Source organism: Methylobacterium aquaticum (assembly GCF_001043915.1).
Classification (GTDB): Bacteria; Pseudomonadota; Alphaproteobacteria; order Rhizobiales; family Beijerinckiaceae; genus Methylobacterium; species Methylobacterium aquaticum.
On record NZ_LABX01000067.1, the window covers coordinates 1 to 21,401 of the forward strand.

Below are 21,401 nucleotides of genomic sequence, written 5' to 3' on the forward strand. Positions count from 1 at the left end.
CGCGAATTTGCCCCGGTTACGCTTTCAACTCAGATCCTGAACCCAGCACGACAGCTTCGCCGCTGCGGGGCAGCTCTGGCAGGAGGGTGCCTTGTGAGCCAACCGGATATGACCCGAAGCAGGATGTCCCGGCGCGGAATGGGAATGTCCGGTCGCGGAGGGTACTTCGGACATTCGCATCCACGACGAGATTCCTGGAGCGGTCAGACTGTTTTATCCCACGCCGCAAATGAGCTGGCCGTCGAGTAGAAAAGGATCGTTCCAAGCGAAGCTCGCGGGCGATGGATTGATGAAAGACAGTTTGATAATGTCAAAAATTCTTAATCGAGAGAGGCCGATGATATTCTGTTTGTTGATAATCACTTAATAAGATGACACTTGCTTAGTGTGAGTGGCCGAAATGCCTGCTCGGCCGGCACAGTGATTAAGAGCTTCACCAAGTCCCACGGCCCTTTCGACTCTGATGGTGCCTTGATTTGTACAAGTTACAGATCTCGGATCAGTCTCTGGTCATCCCGTATGCGACCGTTCTGCACATAGGCATCTGCGACCGGGGTGGCCTTCATCCGATCCATCACGGTCGGACCGTCGTCTGAGTCCGTGTCCTTCACGGCCTGTAGATAATGGCGCACGGCCGAGTACACGCCGGCCTGGATCTGCGAAGGCATGCTCTTCATGCGCTTGAAGAAGGCGTCCGACCAACGGCGGGATGCCGGCGACGCATCCTCGAAGAAGCTGGTCAGCACCAGATTGTGTTGTGCCACTGGAAGGCCGACCGCAGCAATGTCGACGTTTTGGAACGACATCGGGACGATCGTCATGCCCTGGTCCGCCAAGCCGAACTCAGCGGCCTGCTTCATCGCCGTCGCATTACCTCCGGCCGCGTTCAGAGCCAGCACCTTGGCGCCAGATGCTTGGGCCTGAAGCAGGAACGCGCTGAAATCCGATGCGCCGAGCGCGGCCTTGGCGCTGCCCGCGACCTTGACCCCGAGCTGCTGCAGCCGGGCCCGTGCATCGGCCTCGACCGCGTGGCCGTAAGCGTAGTCGGCCGTGATGAAGAACCATGAGTCCTTCCTGGCAGGGGCAATGGCCGAAACCACTGCAGTCGCGCTGGAATAGGAGTCTTGCGTCCACTGGACGCTGGTCGGTGCGCAGGCCCGGTCGGAGAGTTCGGCGGCGCCGGGGCCGGAGATCAGAAAGTTGCGCCGATTGGCGCGCACTAGCTCCTGGACCGCGAGCGCGGCTGCGGACGTTCCACCGTCCGCGATGGCCTGGACGCCATCCCTGTCGAACCACTGGCGGGCCAGCGCGGAGGCGACGTCCGGTTTGTTCTGGTGGTCGGCCTGAAGGATCTGGATGGCCTTACCGTTGATCGCGCCGCCGAACTCCTCGGCAGCCATCTTCGCAGCCTCCACAGAGCCTGGACCCATAGCGGTCGCGAACGGACCGCTCATGTCCGTCAGCACGCCGATCCGGATTGCGGTGCCCTTGATGTCTGCCTGCGCAACCGGCGCGACAAGTCCAGAGACGATGGCCGCAAGCAGGAGCTTGTGACCAAGCGTTCTAAGTTCCGACATAGACGCTGCCTTCCTGATGATTATCATGATTTTTATTTTAGATGGACCGATCTATCCGATGTGGGTTGCCCGTGGATGTCGGCAGCGGGATCACTCGCGGGCAATCACCGCGTCGAGCCAGGGGCAGTTCGGCACATCGATCGGGGCCCGCACACCGCGAGCGGCTGCGGACAGGCGCATCTCGCGTAAGCGTGCGCGCTGCTCAGGCTCCATGTACAAGCGCTCATGTCCCCAGAAGCTCGGCCCGTCGTGGGTCTCGTGCGCTTCCCACGTCGCCGGTTCGATCTCGCGCCCGCCCCAGCCGTACTCAACGAAAAATCCGGACGGCGTGTGCGAGTAGAACGACGTCATGTGATCGTTGGTGTGACGCCCGAGCGTATAGGCGACGCGACCGTCCTCCAGCTGAGCCAGGTCGTAGCCCTGGCCCACGTCGTCGAGGCTGGTAAGCTCGACCATGAAGTGATGGAGACCGGTCTTTCCGGATCCGACCATGGCGAAGCTGTGGTGGCGATTGTTGATGTGGAAGAAATACAGCTTGTACGGCTTGACCCCGTAATCGCCGATCCGGAACCCGAGCAGGTCGCGGTAGAACGGCAGCAGGGGCTCGACGTCCACCACGTTCAGGACGACGTGGCCCATGCCGAGTGCGCCGGTCTTGAACCCGGAGATCGGTCGTCCAGGCAGGAAGGGATCGCTGGCGATTGCCGGCCCGTGGAAGACCTCGATGCAGTTCCCGGCCGGATCGCGGAACACGATCAGGTCCCGCACGTTCCGCTCGTCGGCGAGGCGGCGCGAGCCGCGGCGCACGGCGACCTTGTGGGCGTCGAGTTTGGCCGCGAGGGCATCGAGCGCCCGCCCATCCGCGACCTCCCAGCCCAGGAAGTTGAGGCCTTCCCCCTCGTCGCCGGTCACCACCAGTCGCTGCTTGCGATCGTCCATGCGGAAGGCCCGCACCGCGCCACCCTGGTCGACTGGCTGCATGCCGAGCAGCCGCGTCGCGTAGGCGTTCCAGTCGTCCAGCTTCGTCGATCGAACGCCGATGTAGCCGAGAGCCGTTAATCCTGCATCCATCGCTGGTCTCCTTGCCGCCTGGAGAATGCCGCCTGCAAAGTGGCGGCACCCGGAAAGGAATTGCTGCTTGTCGATGTTCAGGCCTCGGCGACCACGGGATTGCGCAGGATGCCGATCTGGCTGATCTCGACCTCGACGACGTCACCGGCGCGCATGAACAGCTGGGGCTTGCGCTTGACGCCGACTCCGCCCGGAGTGCCGGACACGATGACGTCTCCGGGCAGCAGTGGCAGGACCGTCGAGATGTAGGCGATCTGCTCCGGGATCGCCGTGATCATCAGGTCGGTGGTGGTGTGCTGGACGACCTGGCCGTTCAGGCGCGTATCGAGGGTCAGGCGCGACGGGTCGGGGATCTCGTCGGCGGTCACGAGCCAGGGGCCGAAGGCGCCGGTGCCCGCGAAGGTCTTTCCGGCCAGGAACTGGCTGGTGTGGCGCTGCCAGTCCCGCACGCTGCCATCGTTGTAGCAGGCATAGCCCGCGACGTGCGCGAGGGCGTCGACGGCCGAGACGTGGCGTCCCCCCTTGCCGATGACGACAGCGAGCTCGCCCTCGTAATCGAACTCGTCCGAGACCGCCGGCTTCACCAGCGGCTGCCGATGACCGACCTGGCTGCCCGCGAAGCGCGCGAACAAGGCCGGCTTCTCGGTCTCGGTCCGGCCGGTCTCGGCGACGTGGTCGCGATAGTTGAGGCCGATGCAGATGATCTTGTCCGGGTTCGGGATCACAGGCGCCAGCGTGAGGCCGTCCCAGGGGAGATCGGGCGTTGCGTCCTGGGTCTCGCGCTCCACCTGCGCCAGCCCGTCAGCCGCGAGGATATCCCGCAGCGTCGGCCACCTCGTTCCGTAGCGCTGGCCCAGGTCGATGACACCGTTCGCCTTGACCAGACCGTAGGTCGCCTTGCCGTCGCGGTGGAAGGATACGAGCTTCATGGTTCTCTCCCGTTGTCGAGATCTCGAGGACGTTCAGATGGCCTGAGCCAGGGCGTCCAATTCCTGGACGGACCGGGCGGCCCCCAGCACGTAGCGGTCGGGCCGCACCAGCACGGCGGCCGCTCCCGTCTGCTGCAGCCAGGCCTGCTGTTCCGGGGCCTCGTCGGCGACAATCACGACGTCCCGCGCGGCCAAAAGCTCGCGGATGCGGGGCGGCATCGTCTCGGCCAGTTCGGGCTCGACCAGAGCCGCAAAACGGTAGCCGACCCGATCGTCGAGGCGGCTTCCATCTGCGAGGAGCGGCTGCGGCGCGATCTGGCCGGCCGGCGCGTCCCAGCCTCCCGTCAGCACCCGCTTCAGGGTCGGCTTGATCGAACTCATCCGCGCCGCCTCGCCCCCGGGGAGTGCACCCTCGGGCAGAGCTGCCGCCATTGCCTTGGTGTTGATCAAGCCGCCGAGCCGCACCGCCAGTTCGATGTATTCCCGCACATGCGGGCAACGCTCTTCCTGGTAGGTGTCGAGCAGGCCGTCGTCGGCTTGACCGCGCAGGACGCGGGCGAGCTTCCAGGCGAGGTTTCCGGCATCCCGCATGCCCGCGCACATCCCCTGACCGAGGAAGGGGGGCGTCAGGTGGGCCGAATCGCCGGCGAGCAGCAGGCGCCCGGCGCGCCAGACGGAGGCGAGGGCGGAGTGGAACGTGTAGAGCGCGGTGCGCTCCAACTCGACGTCCTCAGGGGTCACCCAGGGCTGCAGCAGTGCGTAGACCGCCGCCGGCAGCGTCAGCGCGGCGCCGTCCTCATGGGGTAGAACGGCGATCTCCCAGCGTCGGCGATCACCCGTGCCCCGGACATAGGTGGCCGGTCGGCGCGCACTGCAATGCTGGATGCTGTAGTCGCCGAGATCGGGACGGGGACGTCTCAGGATCGCGTCGATCACGAGCCAGCGCTCGTGGAAGCCGAGATCCTCCATCGGCCCGCCGATCAGCCGACGGATCAGGGAGCGTGCCCCGTCGCAGCCGACGACGTAGTTCGCACGAAGCCGGCCGAGACACGCGGTCGCGAGATCCTCGTAAGCGACCTCGACACCGGCCGCCGCCTCCTCGACCGCGAACACCTCTGTGCGCAGACGCACCGTGACCGTCGGCCAGCGGACGAGACCGGAGCGCAGGACACGCTCCAGATCCGGTTGGTGGAAACGGTAGCTGGTGTGCCACGCCTGGGGACCGATGCCCTGCGGGCGCGACCAGTCGAGGAGGAGTCGCCCGTTATCATCGATGAACTTCATGCCCGGGGAGACATGTACGAGGGGCTGCATGGCGTCGGCAAGGCCGATCGTCTGGAACAGCCGCATCACCTCGTCGTCGAAGTGCACGGCACGAGGAAGTGCGTAGATCTCGGCCTCGCGTTCAAGCACTACGCAGCTAATACCTTGCAACCCCAGCAAGTTGGCGAGCATCGCCCCGACCGGACCACAGCCGACGATCGCAACCTCGACTTGCTCTGTAGATTTCCGAGAAGCGTCATTCGGCGCAATGGCGCTTCCTCCTGCTGAAGCCGCGTTGCATCCGGCTGATGTGGGACACTTTTCATATTGACAGGGCGGCGCGCAAAGCCGTTGTTCGAGATGTCCACCTGGCGGGCAGCACCGATGCAACCGAAGGCAAGCCGATCGTTCGCGCGGGGTCTGGCCGTGCTCGAAGCCCTCAACCGCCTCGGCAGTGCGACGGCACTCATGCTGGCCAACGAGTCCAAGGTCCCTCGGGCGACGGTCTACCGCCTGCTGCAGACGCTCCTGGACCTGGGATATGTCCGGCGCAGTCCGGGCGACGACCGCTATCAGTTGCGCCTCAAGGTCCGCGGCCTATCGGAGGGCTTCGAAGACGAGCACTGGATCTCGGCCGTAGCCGCCCCGGTCCTGCTCGACGTGACGAAGTCGATCTCGTGGCCTTGCGACGTCTCGACACTCGAAGGCGTCCGAATGATCATCCGCGACACGACGCATCGCGTCGCCCCTTTGTCGATCGACCGGAACATGGTCGGCCGGGAGATGCCGCTTCTGGGCAGCTCCGCCGGGCTGGCTTACATCGCGTTCACCTCGGCGGCGGAACGCGCCACGCTCCTCGGCCTGCTGGCCAGGTCCGACGATCCGGCGGATGCCCCGGCGCGGGATACAGCTTATGCCGAGCGCGTGATCGCGGCGACGCAGCGGCTCGGCTACGGCCTCAGGCAGGGCGGGCCGATCTGGCCGCATTCCGGCGCGGTGGCCCTGCCGATCACGGAGGGCGAAGGGTGCTCGGCTGCATCAGCGCGATCTGGATGGCGCGGGTGATCGGCCACGACGAGGGCGTTGAGCGCTGCCTCACGCCCTTGCGAGCGGCCAAGGCCACCATCGAGGCCCGGCTGGCGGGAGGGGCCGATCAGGACGTGGCTCTGTCCACCAGCCGGGCAAATTGAAACCTTCGCTCGCCCGACGAGCAAAACGCCTCCTACAACCGATCTGCTGCAGCCGGCATGACGATGCCTGCCTGGGAAAACGCCGCGATCGATTAACCGACGCGCAGCGATAATTTGGAGGAGCGCACCGATGCCAGGAGTACACGCGGAGTCGCACGTCGCCAATCCGATGACGCTCAACAGTGCACAATGGCGCGTTGTGGCCCTGGCGAGTCTCGGCGGATCGCTTGAATACTACGAATTCATTATATACGGAATTTTTTCTTAATACATTGCAAAACAATTCTTCCCGGCGACCGATCAATACGTCTCGCTAATTCTTTCGTTCTCTGTGCTGGCGTTGGGCTTTCTCGCCCGGCCGATCGGTGGCGTCGTGCTGAGTTGGATCGGCGACCGCTATGGCCGGAAACCTGTGTTTCTCGGCTCGCTCTTCGCGACAACGACTGCGACGATCCTGATCGGCTTGCTTCCGTCCTATGAGAGCTGGGGGCTTGCCGCTCCGTTGCTACTCATCGCGCTTCGCCTCATCCAGGGGATCTGCCTGGGCGGCGAGTTGCCGGGCGCCTTGACCTACGCAGTGGAGGCGGCCCCCAAACGGGAAGGGCTTGCCTGCGGCATCATCATCCTATGCGTCAACGCCGGAGTGCTTGTCGCCACGCTGGTCAATCTCGGCGTTCAGCACGTCTTCGCACCGACCGATGTCGCTGCGTATGGTTGGCGGATCGCGTTTCTCCTCGGTGGACTGATCGGCTGCATCAGCTACCTCATGCGTCGCACTTTGGAGGAATCACCTGAATTCATCCGCATGCATTTGGTTGCGAGCAATCCGGCGATCGAATTGCTTCGCGATCACAGCCGGGCCATCGTGACCGCTGCTGCTGTTGTGGCGGCCGTCGGCGGCTTCAACGGCATGCTGTACGGATTCGTGCCGGTCTATCTGGTTCAATCGCTCCACTACAGCCCCGCCCTCGTCTCACAAGCCATGACGGTGGCGCTCCTGGTCAGTTCCGCCGGTCTGTTCGTCACGGCTTGGCTCGGCGACCGCCTGCCGAGACACCTCGTGCTGCGGGCCGGCGCGATCGTGCTGCTCCTCGTTCTGCCGATCTGGGCCCTGATCGTGACGGGCAGCGAGCACTTGGTGATACTTCTCGGGCTGCTTTCGTTGGCTTTCTCGATTTCGAGCGGCATCTGGCCGAGCATCGTCGCGACGATCTTTCCGACCCGCGTGAGGTTCAGCGGCATCGCACTCTCGTACAACATATCCGTGACGCTTTTGTCGGGCTTCGCGCCCCTTGCGGCCTCGATGATGATCGAGCGAAGCAGCAATCTAATGGCGCCAGCTTACTACGTCGCCTTCTGCACTCTGATTACGTTGGCGAGTACCTTTGTTCTTCCGAGCTTCGGCCGCCCGACCGGGACTTCCTATCGTCCGCGCACAGCGTGAGGTGATCGCGGTCTCGGTCCTGTTCGGCACCAAGGCGGCGATCGCCACCGACCTGTTTGCGGAGGGCTCGGAGCGCCAATTGTAGGTCGGCGTAGCGGTCTCCCTCGGCCTGATCGCGATGATCTTCATCGGCTTCAAGAGCAGGTTCGCCACGGCCACCGAGATCGCGCCTTCGCGGCGCTCTACGCGGTCGTCGTCGGCGCGGCGGTGTTCGGCGAATTGAGCTGACGCAATCTGGCGCGATCCTTCGTACAAGGGGCGAGTCGCTCGGGCCTCGTCCTGTTCATCGTCGCGGTGGCGCAGGCCCTCGCCTTCGTGCTGACGTTGCAACAGGTGCCCCGCGCGCTCGGCGAGCTGATGGTCGGCCTGTCGCAATCGAGCGGGACTTGGCCGTTCCTGCTGCTCTCGATCGCGCTCCTGATCGTCATGGGCTCGGTGCTGGAGGGCGCGGCGGCGCTGATCATCTTCGGGCCGCTGCTGGTGCCGATCGCTTCCCGGCTCGGCCTCGATCCGCTGCGTCTCGTGGTCGTGCTGGTGATCGCTATGGGGATCGGGTTCCTCGCCCCGCCGCTGGGGCTTAGGGCTCTACGGTGCCTGCGTGATCGGGCACGTCCCGATCGAGCGGACGGTGAGGCCGATTCTGGGCTACCTCAGCCTGCTATTTGCCTGCCTGCTGCTGATCGCCTTCGTGCCGGCCCTCAGCACCGGGCTGCAGCGGCTGCTGGGTTATTGAGGACGCGACCATGAAGCTGCCTCGTCGAGCGCGTGCGCCACGAGGGCGACATCGCCCTGGTCGCAGACTACCTTGTCGCGGCCGCCGCCGGGGTCGACCTCGTCGCCTCCGACTGGCTCACCCGCGGTTGCGACCACCAGGATCCACGTCCTCGCCGACATGATCCGCCGCCCGGGCGTCATCCACCTCACGCCCGGCAACGCCAGCGCCGTGAAGACCGCGCCCGCCGTGCCGGCCCGGTCATCGGTCTGGTCATGCCCCGCACCCGCGCCCGCAAGCGCGAGATCCGCCTCGACAAGCGGCGCTTTCGTGACCGCCGGCGGTGCGGGGCGGTGTTCTGCGACCTCACGGATTTCCGCCGCATTGCCACCCGCTCGGACAAGCACGACTGCAACTTCGCCTCGGCCCTTGCTCTGGCTGCCGTCATCACCCTTTGGAACTGATTGGGTCCCTTGCCCAAGCCGACGGACGCAGCCTGCATCCACCCACCGACGAGCGGGCCGGCACGAACCGCGGGATGCAATGCGCGGACGAGCCCGACCCGGCAGCATCCCTGCTCGCGCCCGGCACGGCAATCCGGATTTCGCTCCGAAGACAGCGTGCATGTGATGTCCCTGTTTTTTCATGATGCTGAAAACGACGCAAATCACATCCGTGGTCGGGAGATCTCGTCAGACTGATTGACACGTGACAGGCCCTCACTCAGGCTCGGAAACAACAAATTATCGAGAAGACGATCCCGGGGAGGATACAGGATGAAAGCTTTGATCGCGTTTGTCTTGATCGCGACCGACCTGACGGCGTCGCACGCGCAGGCTCAGACGAGGCCAATCAAGATCGGCGTGCTGAACGACCAGTCCGGGCAGTACGCGGATGCCTCCGGCCCGGCATCGGTCGAGGTCGTCAGGATGGCGATCCAGGATTTCGGCGGAAAGCTGCTCGGCCTGCCGATCGAGATGATCTCGGCCGACCACCAGAACAAGCCGGATATTGGGTCCGGCATTGCCCGCAAATGGTACGATACCGAGAACGTCAACGTCGTTCTGGATCTCTCCAACTCGGCTGTCGCACTTGCCGTCTCGGAGATCACACGCGAGAAGAACAAGATCATGATCGCGTCCTCGGTTGGGACGTCGGCGCTGACCAATGAGAAGTGCTCACTTAACAGCTTCCAATGGTCGTACAATACTTACGCCCTAGCGCGCAGCACGACGAAGGCTCTCGTCGAGCAGGGCGGAAAAGACTGGTTCTTTCTGACGGCCGACTACGCCTTCGGCCATGCGCTCGAGAACGACGCCAGGTCTGTGGTGACGCAACTCGGCGGGCATGTGCTCGGCGCCGCCCGGCATCCCTTCGGCACGAACGACTTCTCGTCTTTCCTCATCCAGGCGCAGAACTCCGGGGCGGGCGTGCTCGGGCTGGCCAATACCGGCCTCGACGTCTCCACCGCCCTGCGGCAGGCGCATGAATTCGGCGTCCTCGGCAAGAGCAGCAAGATGAAAGCGGCGGCCCTGCTTCTCCAGATCACCGACACCCACGCGGCCGGCCTCGCTAATGCACAGGGCCTCTACATGTCGGAAGCGTATTACTGGGACCGTGACGACGACTCCCGCCGGTTCGGCAAACGGTTTTCGAGAAGATCGGACGCATGCCGACCATGGTGCAAGCCGGTCTCTACTCGGCGACGATGCACTACCTGAAGGCCGTCCAAGCTGCCGGCACCTCAGAGACCGCCAAAGTTCTTGCGAAGATCGTAATTACCCAGGGGGTACCGGGACGGGGTCGTCATGGCTTAGGTGTCAGGTCGCCCCCCCCCTTGCCGTCTGACGGTTTGGCTGATTCCCTGTCGGGATGAGCCGCAGCGATCTGGAGCGCCTGAGCAAGGAGGAGTTGATCGAGCTGGTGCTGCGCTTGCATCGGCCGGCGAAGACCTCGCGCACCTCGTCCAAGCCGCCGGCGAGCGACCGCAAGGAGCGGCGGGAGAAGTCCCGCCCCGGCGGGGCCAAGCCTGGGCACGAGGGGCACAAGCGGGAGCTGACGTCGGATCCGGATCAGGTGATGGAGCATCGGCCCTCCGCCTGCTCATCGTGCGGTGAGCCGCTGCCGGCCGATTGTCCGGCCGAGGTCGTCAGCGTGCACGAGCGGATCGACCTGCCGCCCGTTCGTCCGGTGGTGGAGCAGCACCGGCGCCTGTGCGTGACCTGCCCGGCCTGCCGGACCCGGGTCGCCGCCCCGCGTCCGGCGGGAGCCGACGCGACACCGTTCGGGCCGCGGCTGCACGCGGTGGCGACGTACCTGAAGACCTTCCAGGCGCTGTCCTACGAGCGGTTGCAGGCGGCGTTGTCGGACCTGTTCGGGCTGAGGCTGAGCCAGGGCGGGCTGATGAACGTGCTGCGCCGCGCCCAAGGCTGCTTTGCCGAAGGCCGGGACGCGGCGCTGGCGCGTCTGCGGCAAGCCCCCATCGTGGCCTCGGATGAGACCGGGGTGCGCATCGAGGGCACCAACAGCTGGCACTGGGTGTTCCGCTGCGACGACGCGGTGGTTCATCACGCCGCCCCGAGCCGGTCCGCCGCCGTCGTTGGCGAGGTGATGGCCGGGCACCGGCCGGCGGTGTGGCTCTCGGATCGCTACTCGGCCCAGCAGGGCCACGGCGAGCGCCAGCAGACCTGCCTGGCGCACCTCGCCCGCGACGTGGCCTACGCGGTTGAAGCCGGCAACGACCTCTTCGCCCTGCGGCTCCAGTGGTGGCTCGACAAGGCCTTCGGGCTCGCCCGCCGGCTGACCGCGTTGGCGGCCTCGACCCTGGCGCGCAAGCGGCGCGAGTTGGAGCGGGACCTCGACGCCATCCTGAAGGCCCCCGCGACGGGCGATCTGGCCCAGGCGCTCCAGACCCGGATGCAGCGGGCCCGTGACCAACTCCTGACCTACGTGGCCTTCCCGGGGAAGGTGGACGTGACGAACAACGCCTGCGAGCGCGCCCTGCGGCCGGCCGTGGTCCAGCGCAAGGTGACGAACGGCTATCGGGCGATGTGGGCGGCCAAGGGCGAGGCGGACGTGCGCACCGTCGTCGCCACCGCTGCGCTCAGAACAAAGGCGACACCCTTCGCCACCCTGCTCGCCACCATCACCGACTGATCAAAACCCTGTCTCCAACTACAGGGGGGGACATGCGTGCCGAAAAAATACCCCCTGGGTAATTACCGAAGATCCATTCGTTGCCAGTCAACGATTTTTTTCTCGAAGAACGGACATGTGCGGGAAGACGGGATGAACATTCATGAATATTATTTGCTTCGGGTGAAGAGTCATGAAGAGTCGAAGGCTCCCTGGGATTATTATGAGGTTATATCAACCATCTCCGGAGAGGACGCGAACATTCCGCGCGCGGAGAGCAAGTGCTCGCTGATGAAGAGGTCGTGACGGATCGGTCCCTCTGCTGTCCCGAATCCGCTCCGAGATGGCAAAGTCGACACGTGTCATGCTCGCCGAGACGCCCGATCCGCATTGCCGGAGCACCGTCCGAGAGCCGCGCCATCGTCCCCATCGCGCAGCGCAAGCGGGTGCACCGTGCTCCGCACAGGCGTGAAGCGCGGCAGCGGGCGGCGGGCGCTTCGACACACCCGGGATCCGGCGCGGTCGATCCGGCTCCCAAGGATCACCAGCAAACCGCCAGGACGACACGATGACCGATACGCAGATCCGTCTCCCCGACGGCAGTTGCGACTGCCACTTTCACATCTACGGACCGTTCGAGCGCTTCCCCGCCGGCTCGGAAGGACGATTCACGCCCGCTCGGCCTTTCACGATCGAAGACACCTTCGCGCTCTGGGACCGCATCGGCGTGACGCGCGGCGTGATCGTGCATGCGGTCGGAGCGGGGGAGGACAACGCGGTCACGTTCGACGCGCTGCGCCGCTTCCCAGACCGGTTGCGGGCGACCGCCATCCTGCGACCGGACGTCTCCGACCGTCGGCTCGACGAACTGACCGATGCAGGTTTCAAGGCCGTCCGCGTCACCATGATCCGCCAGGACGGCAAGCCCGTCTTGACGCTGGGAACGAGCTTCGACGACCTCGTCGAACTCGCCCCCCGTCTGGCGGAGCGCGGCTGGCACGCGCAGATCTGGATCGAGAGCTCGGACCTAGCGGCAGCTGCCGAGAGCCTGGAGCGGCTGCCCCTGACCTACGTGATCGATCACATGTGCCGGACGATGGCCGACAAGGGTCATCGGCACCCCCGACTACGTCGCCTTCACGGAGCGGCTGAAGACCGGTCGCTACTGGGTCAAGATCTCCGGTGCCGACCGCAACACCCGCACGGGCCGGCCCTACCGGGATACCGCGCCCTTCATGCAGGCGATCGTGGAGGCCGCGCCGGACCAGGTCGTGTGGGGCAGCGACTGGCCGCATGTCGGACACACGGACGAGTCACGCCCGAACATCCAGGATCTGCTGCGCCTCTTCTGGGACTGCGTTCCCGACGAGGCTGTTCGACGCAAGATCCTGGTCGAGAATCCGACGCGCCTCTACGGCTTCTGAGAGAAGCCGAAATCCACATTGCACAGCAATTCATCGGATTTTGCATGACGGCATCGGCGAAGGCGACACCCATGAAGACGTTGCCGCTCGAAGGCATCACGGTCCTGGATCTCGGTCAGGTCTACCAGGGGCCCGATGCCGGATTTCTGCTGGCGCAGGCCGGCGCGACGGTGATCAAGATCGAGCCTCCGCGCGGCGAGCCGGTGCGCCATCGCGCGCTCATCAGCAAGGGCAACGCCGTCCCCTTCGCGATGCTCAACGCCAACAAGCGCAACGTCAGCCTCAACCTGAAGTCGCCGGAGGGTGTGGAGTTCTTGAGGTCGCTCGCCGCGAAGGCGGATGTGCTGCTGGAGAACTATGCCCCCGGGGTGCTCGACCGGCTGGGTGCCGGCTACGACGCGCTGAGCGCGCTCAATCCGCGCCTCATCTACGCGTCAGCGACGGGCTACGGCCTGTCGGGACCGGACCGCGACAACCTCGCCATGGACCTGACGATCCAGGCCGTGTCCGGAATGATGAGCGTCACCGGCTTCCCGGACGGACCGCCCGTGATGGCTGGTCCCGCCATCTCGGACTTCCTCACGGGCATCCATCTCTACGGTGCGATCATGACAGCGCTCTACAGCCGCGAGAGGACCGGCCGGGGACAGCTCGTCGAGGTCGCGATGGTCGAGGCCTGCTACCCGGCGATGGCCTCGAACCTCGCGGATGTCTTCAACCGCAAGGCCGCCGCTCCCCGCACCGGCAACCGCCACGGTGGGCTCGCCGAAGCGCCCTACAACGTCTACCCGGCCTCCGACGGCTACGTGGCGATCATCAGCGTCAACGAATCCCACTGGGTCGGGCTGGCGACGGCCATGGGCCGCGAAGACCTCATCGCCGATCCGCGCTTTGCCACCGTGCGCGACCGCCTGCGGCACATCGATCTGACGGACGAGATCATCGGCCGATGGTCGGCCGCACGCACGCGAGAGGAAATCACGCAGGCCTGCCGCCGCAACAAGGTGCCGTGCGCCCCGGTCCGCGACCTCCTGGAGGTGACGCAGGATCGCCATCTCCACGATCGCGGCATGCTGCGTGCGATCGACCACCCCGAATACGGCGAGATCCTCGTCCACCGGACGCCGCTGATCCTGCACGGTGCCGGTGCGCCGGACTACGTCCCCTCCGCTCGCCTCGGCCAGCACAATGCCGAGGTGCTCGGCGAGTATCTCGGGCTGCCCGAGAGCGAGATCAGCGCGCTCCACGAATCCGGCGCGCTCGCCCGGGCCTCCGCGTGACGACGTCCATGCCGGGCGCTCTCCTCGTTTCCTTCGCGCGGCGCCCGCCCCGACACGTCGGCCATGCTCGCAGCACCAGGCGAGCGCGCTGTGGCGCGCCGCTAGTGGAGGCGATCTCCGTGGGCGGGAGGTCGGGTGCCGCCGGGACCGAGCCCAGGCGCCCGGCTACCCGGCACCGTCCTCCGGGGCGCCCGGACGCAGGGGGCTTGCGGAGGTTACGCCGAGGCGCGGTCCCGGCGGCGTGAGACGGCCGCTCTCGCCGCGCGTGCGGGATCGTCTGCCAGGCATCGCGCGCATCGTTTCCAGGCTCGATGACACCGAGGCTCATATGGTCAAACTGTTCGAGAAGGTCTCCTTGCGGGGTCTTGAACTCAAGAACCGAATCGTTGTCTCGCCGATGGGCATGTATTCGGCCGAGAACGGCTGCGTGACGCCCTTTCACCTCGTCCATTACGGCAAGTTCGCCATGGGCGGGGCCGGGCTCGTCATCGTCGAGCAGACCTCCGTGAGCCGACACGGCCGGATCACCAACGGCGATCCGGGCCTATGGCACGACAACCAGATCGACGGAATGCGGCAGGTCGTGCACGTGATCAAGGCGAACGGAGCCGCCGCCGGCATCCAGATCAACCATGGCGGCCGCAAGTCGGGCCAGCAGCGGGTCTTCCGTGGCAACGGGCCCCTAACGGACCGCGACATCGAAATGGGCGAGGAAACCTGGACGCCGACGGGTCCCTCGGACGTGCGGTTCGCCGACGGCTATTCCGATCCGGTCCCGCTCAGCAAGGACGGGCTCATCGGCACCCGCGACGCATTCGTGGCGGCCGCCCGGCGGGCGGTGCTGGCGGGCTTCGACCTCGTCGAACTGCACATGGCCCACGGCTACCTTCTGCAATCCTTCCTCTCACCGCTCGCGAATTTCCGGACGGACGAGTATGGCGGGGCGCGCGAGAACCGGATGCGGTTCCCGCTGGAGGTGACGCGAGCCGTCCGAGCGGCGATCCCGGCCGGGATGCCGCTCTTCGTTCGCATCTCCGCGACGACTGGATCGAAGGCGGCTGGGAGATCGAGGACAGTGTCGTCTTCGCGCGCGAGCTCAAGGCGCTCGGCGTCGATCTCGTCGATTGCTCGACCGGTGGGAATCTGCGCGTCGGCTCGACCAACGCTAACCTCGCGCGCGGCCCGGGCTACCAGGTTCCCTTCTCCGATCAGATCCGGCGTGAATCGGGCATCGCCACAGGAGCCGTCGGCATGATTCGGACGCCCGACCTCGCCGAACGCATCCTGCAGGACGGCAAGGCGGACCTGATCTTCCTGGCGCGCCAGATGCTGTTCGACCCGTTCTGGGCGCATCACGCGGCCGAGCACTTCGGACTCACGGGAAACTTCGAGGCGTGGCCCGAGCAATACGGATGGTGGCTCGCAAAGTGGGGACACGCGCTGCGTGCCAACCACGAGAACCTGCACGGTCTCGATCCGCGCGGGGGTGACGAAGGGTGAGCGGCCGTTTCGCCGCGACCGGCGCCGCCGGCGGTCGCGGCGCCGTCCCGGCGATCCGGAACCAGGCGTCGTAGAGCGCCGGCAGAAAGACCGGCGTCAGCGCCGTCGCGACTGCGACGCCGCCCATGATCGCGCAGGCCATCGGCCGCCGGAACACCGTCGGGCCGATCGACACCATGCCGGGAACGGCGCCGGCCGTGGTGAGCAGGACCGCGGACGAAGCGGTGGCTTGCGGCCTCCACCGCCGCCACCCGGGGCTCAGGCCCCCGTGAAGGCCGGGGCCCGGCGCTCCGCCATCGCGCGCACGCCCTCCTTGAAGTCGGCAGTCGCGAAGTGCTTCTGCTGCTCGGCCAGCCCGTGCTCCGTCGCCGCGGCGATCGCGTCGGCAAGGCCGGCGCGGAGCGTCGCACGGGTCGACTGCACGGCGATCGGCGAGGAGACCGCGATCTCCTCGGCGAGCGCCAGGGCGGCGGGGCGGATCTCGTCGGTCGGGACGAGCAGGTCGACGAGACCGATGTCGCGGGCCTGCGACCCGGTGATCCGCCGCCCGGTGTAGAACAGCAGGGCCGCCTGCTGGGCGCCCACGATGCGCGGCAGTGTCACGCTGAGCCCGAAGCCCGGATGGAAGCCGAGCCGGCTGAAATTGGCGGTGAAACGCGATTCCTCGGACGCCACCTGGAAATCGCCGACGAGCGACAGGCCGAGCCCGCCCCCGACCGCCGCGCCCTGCACGGCCGCGATCACCGGCACCGGGCAGCGGAACAGGCGGACGGCCTGGCGGTAGAGGTGATCGGTGCCGCGGTCCTGCGCGGTCCCGACCGTGTCCGAGGCGGGGCGGGAGAAGTTCGCCCCGGCGCAGAAGTTCCTGCCGGCGGCGCACAGGACGATCGCCCGTAGGCCGGCAGCCACGAAGCCGTCGAAGGCCTCGGCGAGGTCGCCGATCAGCTCCTTGTCGAAGAAGTTGTTGGGCGGCCGGTCGATCTCCGCGATCCCGACATGACCCTGTTGCTCGAGACGGACATCGCTCATCGCAGACCCAAACCTCTCGCGATCATACCCCGGAGAATCTCCCGCGTGCCGCCGCGCAGCGAGAACGAGGGCGCGGTCAGGACCAGGTGTGCCAGGACGGAGGGCAGCACCTCGGCCGCCTCGTCCTCCGGCTCGACATCGGCGACGAGGCGGATGACCTCGACGGTCTCCTGCTCCAGCACGTTGCCGAGATCCTTGACCAGGGCGGCCTGGAGCGCCGGGTCCTCGCCCGCCCGGAGCATTCCGGCGACGGAGCGGGAGAGCCGGCGCAAGGTGACGATGTGGCTCGTCAGGCGCCCGAGCGCGACCGCGGCGCGGTCCGGCGCGTCGGGGGCCAGCGCCCGCACCGCCTCGGCGAGCAGCGTGAAGGACGACAGGAATCGGTCGGGGCCGCTGCGCTCGTAGGCGAGCTCGCCCGTGACCTGCTTCCAGCCGTCGCCCTCCCGGCCAAGAATCGCGTCCTCCGGCAGGAACAGATCCTGGATCGCCACCTCGTTGAAGTGGTGCTCGCCGCGCATGTCGATGATCGGGCGCACCGTCATTCCGGCGCCGCGGGCCTTCGCCATGTCGACGAGGAACTGGCTAGCTCCGGCATGCCGGTCGGCGTCGGACTTGGCCTCGGTGCGGCAGAACAGGATCATGTAGTCGGCCTCGTGCGCCCCCGAGGTCCAGACCTTGGTGCCGTTGACGAGCCAGCCGCCCTGGACGCGCTGCGCTCGCGTGCGGGCCGCCGCGAGGTCGGATCCGGAATCGGGCTCGCTCATGCCGATGCAGAACGAGCACTCGCCGGCGGCGATGCGCGGCAGGATCGCGGCCCGCTGCTCCTCGGTGCCGTTGCGCAGGAGGTTGGGCCCGCTCTGGCGGTCGGCCACCTAGTGGTAGCCGACGGGCGCCCCGGCCGCGAGCATCTCCTCCAGGACGACGTAGCGCTCGAGCGCCGAGCGCTCGTGGCCGCCGTAGCGCCTCGGCCAGGTCATGCCGATCCAGCCCCGCTCCGCCATCTTGCGGCTGAAGGCGCGGTCGCGCCCGCTCCAGGAGGCGGCCCGCTGCTGGGGCGTCCGGTCGCCGAGCTCGGCGGCCACGAAGGCGCGGACCTCGGCGCGAAGCCGCTCCGTTGCCTCGGAGGACGGGGGCGGGGGCGCGAAGGCGAGGGCGTTCTGCATGGGCGGAGTTCCTGGAGGCGGCGGAGTTCCTGGGGTCGCAGCGGGGGCGGTCCTAGGCGGGGCTTCGCGTCAGGCCGGGGCGACGACGAGGAGGGCGTCGGCGATGGTGCAGCCGCCGCCCTTCGGATGCACGATGACCGGGTTCAGCCCGAGTTCCGCGATCCGGGGCGCCGCGACCGCGAGCCGGGACAGACCAGCGACGAGGCGGGCGAGCGCGGCCGCATCGGCGGGCGGCGCGCCGCGAAAGCCCGCGAGCAGGCGCGCGCTCCGCATGTCGCCCAGCATCGCCGCCGCCTCGGCCTCGTCGACCGGGGCGATCCGGTGGACGGTATCGCGCCAGATCTCGGCCTGGGTACCGCCGGCCCCGACGGTGACGACGGGTCCGACGGCCGGGTCGCGCACCACGCTGACGATCACCTCCACTCCCCCCGGTGCCATGCGCTCGAGGAGGACGCCCTCGATCACGGCCTCCGGCGCGTACTGCGCCGCCGCCTCCAGGATGCCGCGATAGGCCTCCCGGAGCGCGTCCGGTCCGGCGACCCCGAGCCGGGCGCCTCCGGCCTCGGTCTTGTGGGTGATCCCGGGCGAGACGACCTTCACGGCGAGCGGGTAACCGACCGCCTCCGCCGCCCCGTCGAGCTCGGCCTCGGTCCGCACCAGGCGCGACGGGGCGGTCGCGATCCCGCAGGCCGCCAGGACCGCCTTCGCGGCCGGTTCAGTCAGCGGCCCAACGGTGTCGAGCAGGGCGGCGGTCCGCAAGCCTTCGCTCGGCAGGGTCTCGCCCGGCCCGGCTCCGACCGCGCCGGTCCGCGCCAGGGCACGGGCGGCGTCGGCCAGGAAGCTCATCGAGCGCATCACCGCGACGCCGGCCCCGGCCATCGTGGCGAGGCCGAGCGGGGAGGGGAGGGTGTAGGAATGGACGAGCATTGGCTTGCGCCACGCCGCGACGAGGGCGCGCAGATCCGTCCCGTCCAGGGGCACGCGGTGCGGGTTCGCCAGCGAGGTCACGATCACGATGATGTCGATGTCGTCGTCCTCAAGCAGGAGGTTTGCCGCCCGCAGCGTGCCGCCGCCCTGCGCGCCCTGGGCGGTGAGGTCGACCGGGTTGCGGGCCGTACCGTAGCTCGGGATGAACGCCCGGATCTGCGCCTGCGTCGCCGCCGAGAGAGGCGCCACCCGAAGGCCGGCGAGGCCCAGGCTGTCGGTCGCGAGCGCCCCGGCGCCGCCCGATACGGTCAGGATCGCGACCCGGTCGCCGCGCGCCGGCGGGTTGGTGATCAGCGCGGCCATCACCGAGAGCGCCTCGTCGAGGTCGCTCGCCGCGACGATGCCGAGCTGCCGAAACAGCGCCTCGTAGCCCGCTTGCCACCCCGTCATGCTGGCGGTGTGCGAGGCGGCCGCGGCGCTCCCGGCCTCCGTACCGCCGACTTTGATGGCGACCACAGGCTTGGCCTTCCGGGCCGCCGCCCGGGCGGCGGCCCGGAAGGTCGGAAGGTCGCGGATGCTCTCGATGAACAGGAGGACGGCGCCGGTCTCCGGATCCTCGGCCATGTGGCGAAGGAAATCCGCCGCCGACAGGTCGGCCTCGTTCCCGGTGCTCACGATCGACGAGAACGACAGGCCGAGCGCCCGCCCGCGGTTGTAGAGCGCAAAGCCGATGCCGCCGCTCTGCGCCACCACGCCGATGCGCCGGGGCGAGACCGGCGGACCGCCGACCGTCGGGTCCTCGACCGCGGGGCTGAAGGTCGCCGTCACCCGTCCCGGCTCGTTGTGGAAGCCCTCCGCGTTCGGGCCGCAGATCCGCATCCCGGTCCGCCGCGCCAGCGCGGCGATCCGGCCCTGGAGGTCGGGTGCGGCCGCCGCATCCTCGGCGAAGCCCGACGAGATGACGACGGCGTTGCGGACCCCCGCCGCGGCGCATTGCTCGAGGGCGGTCAGGACGGCCCCGGCCGGGATCGCCACCGGGGCGAGGTCGACGGGAGCGCCGATCGCCGCGACGTCCGGGTAGCAGCGCAAGCCGTCGATCTCGGGGTAGCTCGGATTGATCGGGTAGATCCGGCCGGCGTAGCCGTTGGCGCGCAGGAGGTGGAGGAGGGCGCCGCGGATATGCGTGCGCTCGGGCGAGGCGCCGATGATGGCGATCGATTCCGGCGCGAGCAGCGACGTCAGAGAGGCGCTCATGTCAGGCAGCCTCCGTGATCATGGACCAGAGTCCGTCGGCGCCGGCCGCCAGGGCCTTGTGGCCGACGAGGGCGTTCCACTCGGCCTCGTTGCCGAACTCGTCCCGCCACGCCCACAGGCGGCGCGTCAGGGGGTGAAGCTCGTATTCTTGCGTGAAGCCGATCGCGCCGTGGACCTGATGCGCGATGGCCGCCGCGATCGAGGCGGCCTCCCCGGCGCGTGCCTTGGCGGCGCCGACCACGAACGGGTCGAGGCCGGCGGCGAACGCGTCGGCCGCCACGTCGGCCGCCACGTCGGCCGCCACGTCGGCCGCGGCGCCGGCAGCGGCGGCCTGACCGGCGAGCACCGCCATGCTCTGCTGGATCGCCTGGAACTTCCCGATCGGACGCCCGAACTGCACCCGGGTCTGCACGTATGAGACGCAGACGGCGAGGATGCGCGACAGGGCCCCGGCCATCTGCGCGGTCCGCAAGGCGGCTCCGGCCGCCCGGAGCTGCGCGGGCGAGACCGGGGCGCGTCCCGCCGTCACCGGAGCGTCGATGGAGACCGCGTCGCGCGGTTCGTCGGCGACGTTGCGCCCCTCCGCGATCGTGAAGGCGCCGGCCGGGACGCACGCCACCATCGGACCCTCCGGCCCCTCCGCCACCACGGCGATCGCGGCGGCCCGGCGGCCCCACGGTACCCGCGCCGCCGTCCCGGCAAGGCGCCAGCCCCCGTCCGCCCTCGACAGGGCGAGGCTGTCGCGCCGCACCGGCGCGACCGTCAGGATCCCGGCGGGCACCGGCAGCCCGGCCCGGGCGAGGAGCCATCCCGCCAGCATCGTCTCGGCCAACGGTACGGGCGCGGCATGGGCCGCCGCGACCCGGACCAGCCCGAACGCCTCGGCCGCGCTCGCGCCGAACCCGCCGCTCTCCTCCGGGAGGAGGGCCGCCGTAAACCCGGCATCCTCGACCGCCGCCCAGAGTGCCGTCGGCCAGTGTCCGCCATCGGCGGCCTGCAGGACGGTCTTGCTGACCTGGGAGGCGAACAGGCGCTCGGCGCTGTCCGCAAGCTGATCGCTCATGGCGTGGTCTCTGACGTGTCCCCCGGGGCAGACCATCGGCCCGCGGGTGCGTCCCGGGCAAGCGTCGCAGCGCCGGGCCTTGCGCTTTCGCGATCGTGAAAACGCGCGCAGACCGGAGAAAAGCCTTGCTGAGAAGAGGGATGCGCGTGCCCGTTCCAGGACAGGGCGGCTCGTCCCCGGCACCGGCTGCCGCAACACCTCAGGGTCGGTTTGAGTTGCGAGACCAGCCTGGCGAGGGAAGTTTCTATCCCATCCGTGAACGCATTCTGAGAACCTGTTTAAGTGGATTTGACTGCCGAAATCTGGCAGTGAGCATAAGATATCGTACCCACTCCCCTCATCCTGAGGTGTTGGTCGATCAAAGATTGGCCGACCTCGAAGGAGGGCTCCAAGGATCGCAGAGGCTTCTGGAGCCCTCCCTCAGAGTCCGTTCGGAAAGG

General features: G+C 67.8%; 12 protein-coding genes and 5 pseudogenes. 9 read left to right on the forward strand and 8 right to left on the reverse strand.

The annotated features are described in order from the left end of the window. Positions 1-485: 485 nt before the first annotated feature. The 4 genes from VP06_RS09570 to mhpA form a co-directional block, all read right to left on the reverse strand. The gene (locus VP06_RS09570; protein ID WP_245291119.1) at positions 486-1,577 is read right to left on the reverse strand and encodes an ABC transporter substrate-binding protein; all 1,092 of its coding nucleotides are present in this window, start codon (positions 1,575-1,577) and stop codon (positions 486-488) included. Between the two features lie 90 nt (positions 1,578-1,667). Then, entirely contained in the window at positions 1,668-2,648 is a 981-nt protein-coding gene (locus tag VP06_RS09575; protein WP_048463551.1) for a VOC family protein, read from the reverse strand. A 77-nt stretch (positions 2,649-2,725) separates the two neighbouring features. Further along, a complete protein-coding gene (locus tag VP06_RS09580; protein ID WP_048463552.1) occupies positions 2,726-3,577 on the reverse strand; it encodes a fumarylacetoacetate hydrolase family protein in 852 nt (283 codons plus the stop codon). Between the two features lie 33 nt (positions 3,578-3,610). Beyond that, positions 3,611-5,110 carry a bifunctional 3-(3-hydroxy-phenyl)propionate/3-hydroxycinnamic acid hydroxylase MhpA gene (gene mhpA / locus VP06_RS09585; RefSeq protein WP_048463558.1) on the reverse strand — a complete coding sequence of 500 codons (1,500 nt, stop codon included), beginning with the start codon at positions 5,108-5,110 and terminating at the stop codon, positions 3,611-3,613. A gap of 90 nt (positions 5,111-5,200) precedes the next feature. Here mhpA and VP06_RS09590 point away from each other — a divergent pair, with 90 nt between their 5' ends. The 9 genes and pseudogenes from VP06_RS09590 to VP06_RS09630 all read left to right on the forward strand — a co-directional run bounded on the left by VP06_RS09590 (position 5,201) and on the right by VP06_RS09630 (position 15,525). Next, positions 5,201-5,905 carry a helix-turn-helix domain-containing protein gene (locus tag VP06_RS09590; protein ID WP_082167307.1) on the forward strand — a complete coding sequence of 235 codons (705 nt, stop codon included), beginning with the start codon at positions 5,201-5,203 and terminating at the stop codon, positions 5,903-5,905. Then, complete coding sequence (locus tag VP06_RS36155; protein WP_156295518.1) at positions 5,866-6,030, forward strand: hypothetical protein; 165 nt, start codon at positions 5,866-5,868, stop codon at positions 6,028-6,030. Before VP06_RS09590 ends, VP06_RS36155 begins: the two co-directional genes overlap by 40 nt. A gap of 331 nt (positions 6,031-6,361) precedes the next feature. Then, positions 6,362-7,474: an MFS transporter gene (locus tag VP06_RS09595; protein ID WP_280950190.1), complete on the forward strand. Its 1,113-nt coding sequence runs from the start codon at positions 6,362-6,364 to the stop codon at positions 7,472-7,474. Between the two features lie 97 nt (positions 7,475-7,571). Then, positions 7,572-8,207: pseudogene (locus tag VP06_RS34740) on the forward strand (TRAP transporter large permease subunit); the annotation flags it as partial. A 132-nt stretch (positions 8,208-8,339) separates the two neighbouring features. Beyond that, positions 8,340-8,650 (forward strand): annotated as a pseudogene (locus tag VP06_RS38025) (transposase family protein); the annotation flags it as partial. Positions 8,651-8,962: 312 nt separating this feature from the next. Next, positions 8,963-10,062 (forward strand): annotated as a pseudogene (locus VP06_RS09610) (ABC transporter substrate-binding protein). Then, on the forward strand, positions 10,059-11,342 hold the full coding sequence (gene tnpC / locus VP06_RS09615) for an IS66 family transposase (RefSeq protein ID WP_048463553.1): 1,284 nt from the start codon (positions 10,059-10,061) through the stop codon (positions 11,340-11,342). Before VP06_RS09610 ends, tnpC begins: the two are co-directional and overlap by 4 nt. 547 nt (positions 11,343-11,889) lie before the next feature. Then, a complete protein-coding gene (locus VP06_RS09625) occupies positions 11,890-14,025 on the forward strand; it encodes a CoA transferase (RefSeq protein WP_425350900.1) in 2,136 nt (711 codons plus the stop codon). Positions 14,026-14,353: 328 nt separating this feature from the next. Then, positions 14,354-15,525 (forward strand): annotated as a pseudogene (locus tag VP06_RS09630) (NADH:flavin oxidoreductase/NADH oxidase). 258 nt (positions 15,526-15,783) lie between these two features. Here VP06_RS09630 and VP06_RS09635 read toward each other — a convergent pair. The 4 genes and pseudogenes from VP06_RS09635 to VP06_RS09650 form a co-directional block, all read right to left on the reverse strand. Beyond that, positions 15,784-16,554 (reverse strand): enoyl-CoA hydratase/isomerase family protein, encoded by a 771-nt coding sequence (locus tag VP06_RS09635; RefSeq protein ID WP_048463555.1) that lies wholly within the window; start codon positions 16,552-16,554, stop codon positions 15,784-15,786. Continuing rightward, positions 16,551-17,717: pseudogene (locus VP06_RS09640) on the reverse strand (acyl-CoA dehydrogenase family protein). Before VP06_RS09640 ends, VP06_RS09635 begins: the two are co-directional and overlap by 4 nt. Before the next feature lie 69 nt (positions 17,718-17,786). Continuing rightward, on the reverse strand, positions 17,787-19,898 hold the full coding sequence (locus tag VP06_RS09645; RefSeq protein WP_048463556.1) for an acetate--CoA ligase family protein: 2,112 nt from the start codon (positions 19,896-19,898) through the stop codon (positions 17,787-17,789). Between the two features lies 1 nt (position 19,899). After that, entirely contained in the window at positions 19,900-20,961 is a 1,062-nt protein-coding gene (locus VP06_RS09650; protein WP_048463557.1) for an acyl-CoA dehydrogenase family protein, read from the reverse strand. Positions 20,962-21,401: the final 440 nt, after the last annotated feature.

Bases quoted from the DNA above. Each gene is read 5' to 3' on its own strand.
- VP06_RS09570 (WP_245291119.1), bottom strand. From the start codon at position 1,577: ATGTCGGAACTTAGAACGCTTGGTCACAAGCTCCTGCTTGCGGCCATC.
- VP06_RS09575 (WP_048463551.1), bottom strand. From the start codon at position 2,648: ATGGATGCAGGATTAACGGCTCTCGGCTACATCGGCGTTCGATCGACG.
- VP06_RS09580 (WP_048463552.1), bottom strand. From the start codon at position 3,577: ATGAAGCTCGTATCCTTCCACCGCGACGGCAAGGCGACCTACGGTCTG.
- VP06_RS09590 (WP_082167307.1), top strand. From the start codon at position 5,201: ATGTCCACCTGGCGGGCAGCACCGATGCAACCGAAGGCAAGCCGATCG.
- tnpC (WP_048463553.1), top strand. From the start codon at position 10,059: ATGAGCCGCAGCGATCTGGAGCGCCTGAGCAAGGAGGAGTTGATCGAG.
- VP06_RS09625 (WP_425350900.1), top strand. From the start codon at position 11,890: ATGACCGATACGCAGATCCGTCTCCCCGACGGCAGTTGCGACTGCCAC.
- VP06_RS09635 (WP_048463555.1), bottom strand. From the start codon at position 16,554: ATGAGCGATGTCCGTCTCGAGCAACAGGGTCATGTCGGGATCGCGGAG.
- VP06_RS09645 (WP_048463556.1), bottom strand. From the start codon at position 19,898: ATGAGCGCCTCTCTGACGTCGCTGCTCGCGCCGGAATCGATCGCCATC.
- VP06_RS09650 (WP_048463557.1), bottom strand. From the start codon at position 20,961: ATGAGCGATCAGCTTGCGGACAGCGCCGAGCGCCTGTTCGCCTCCCAG.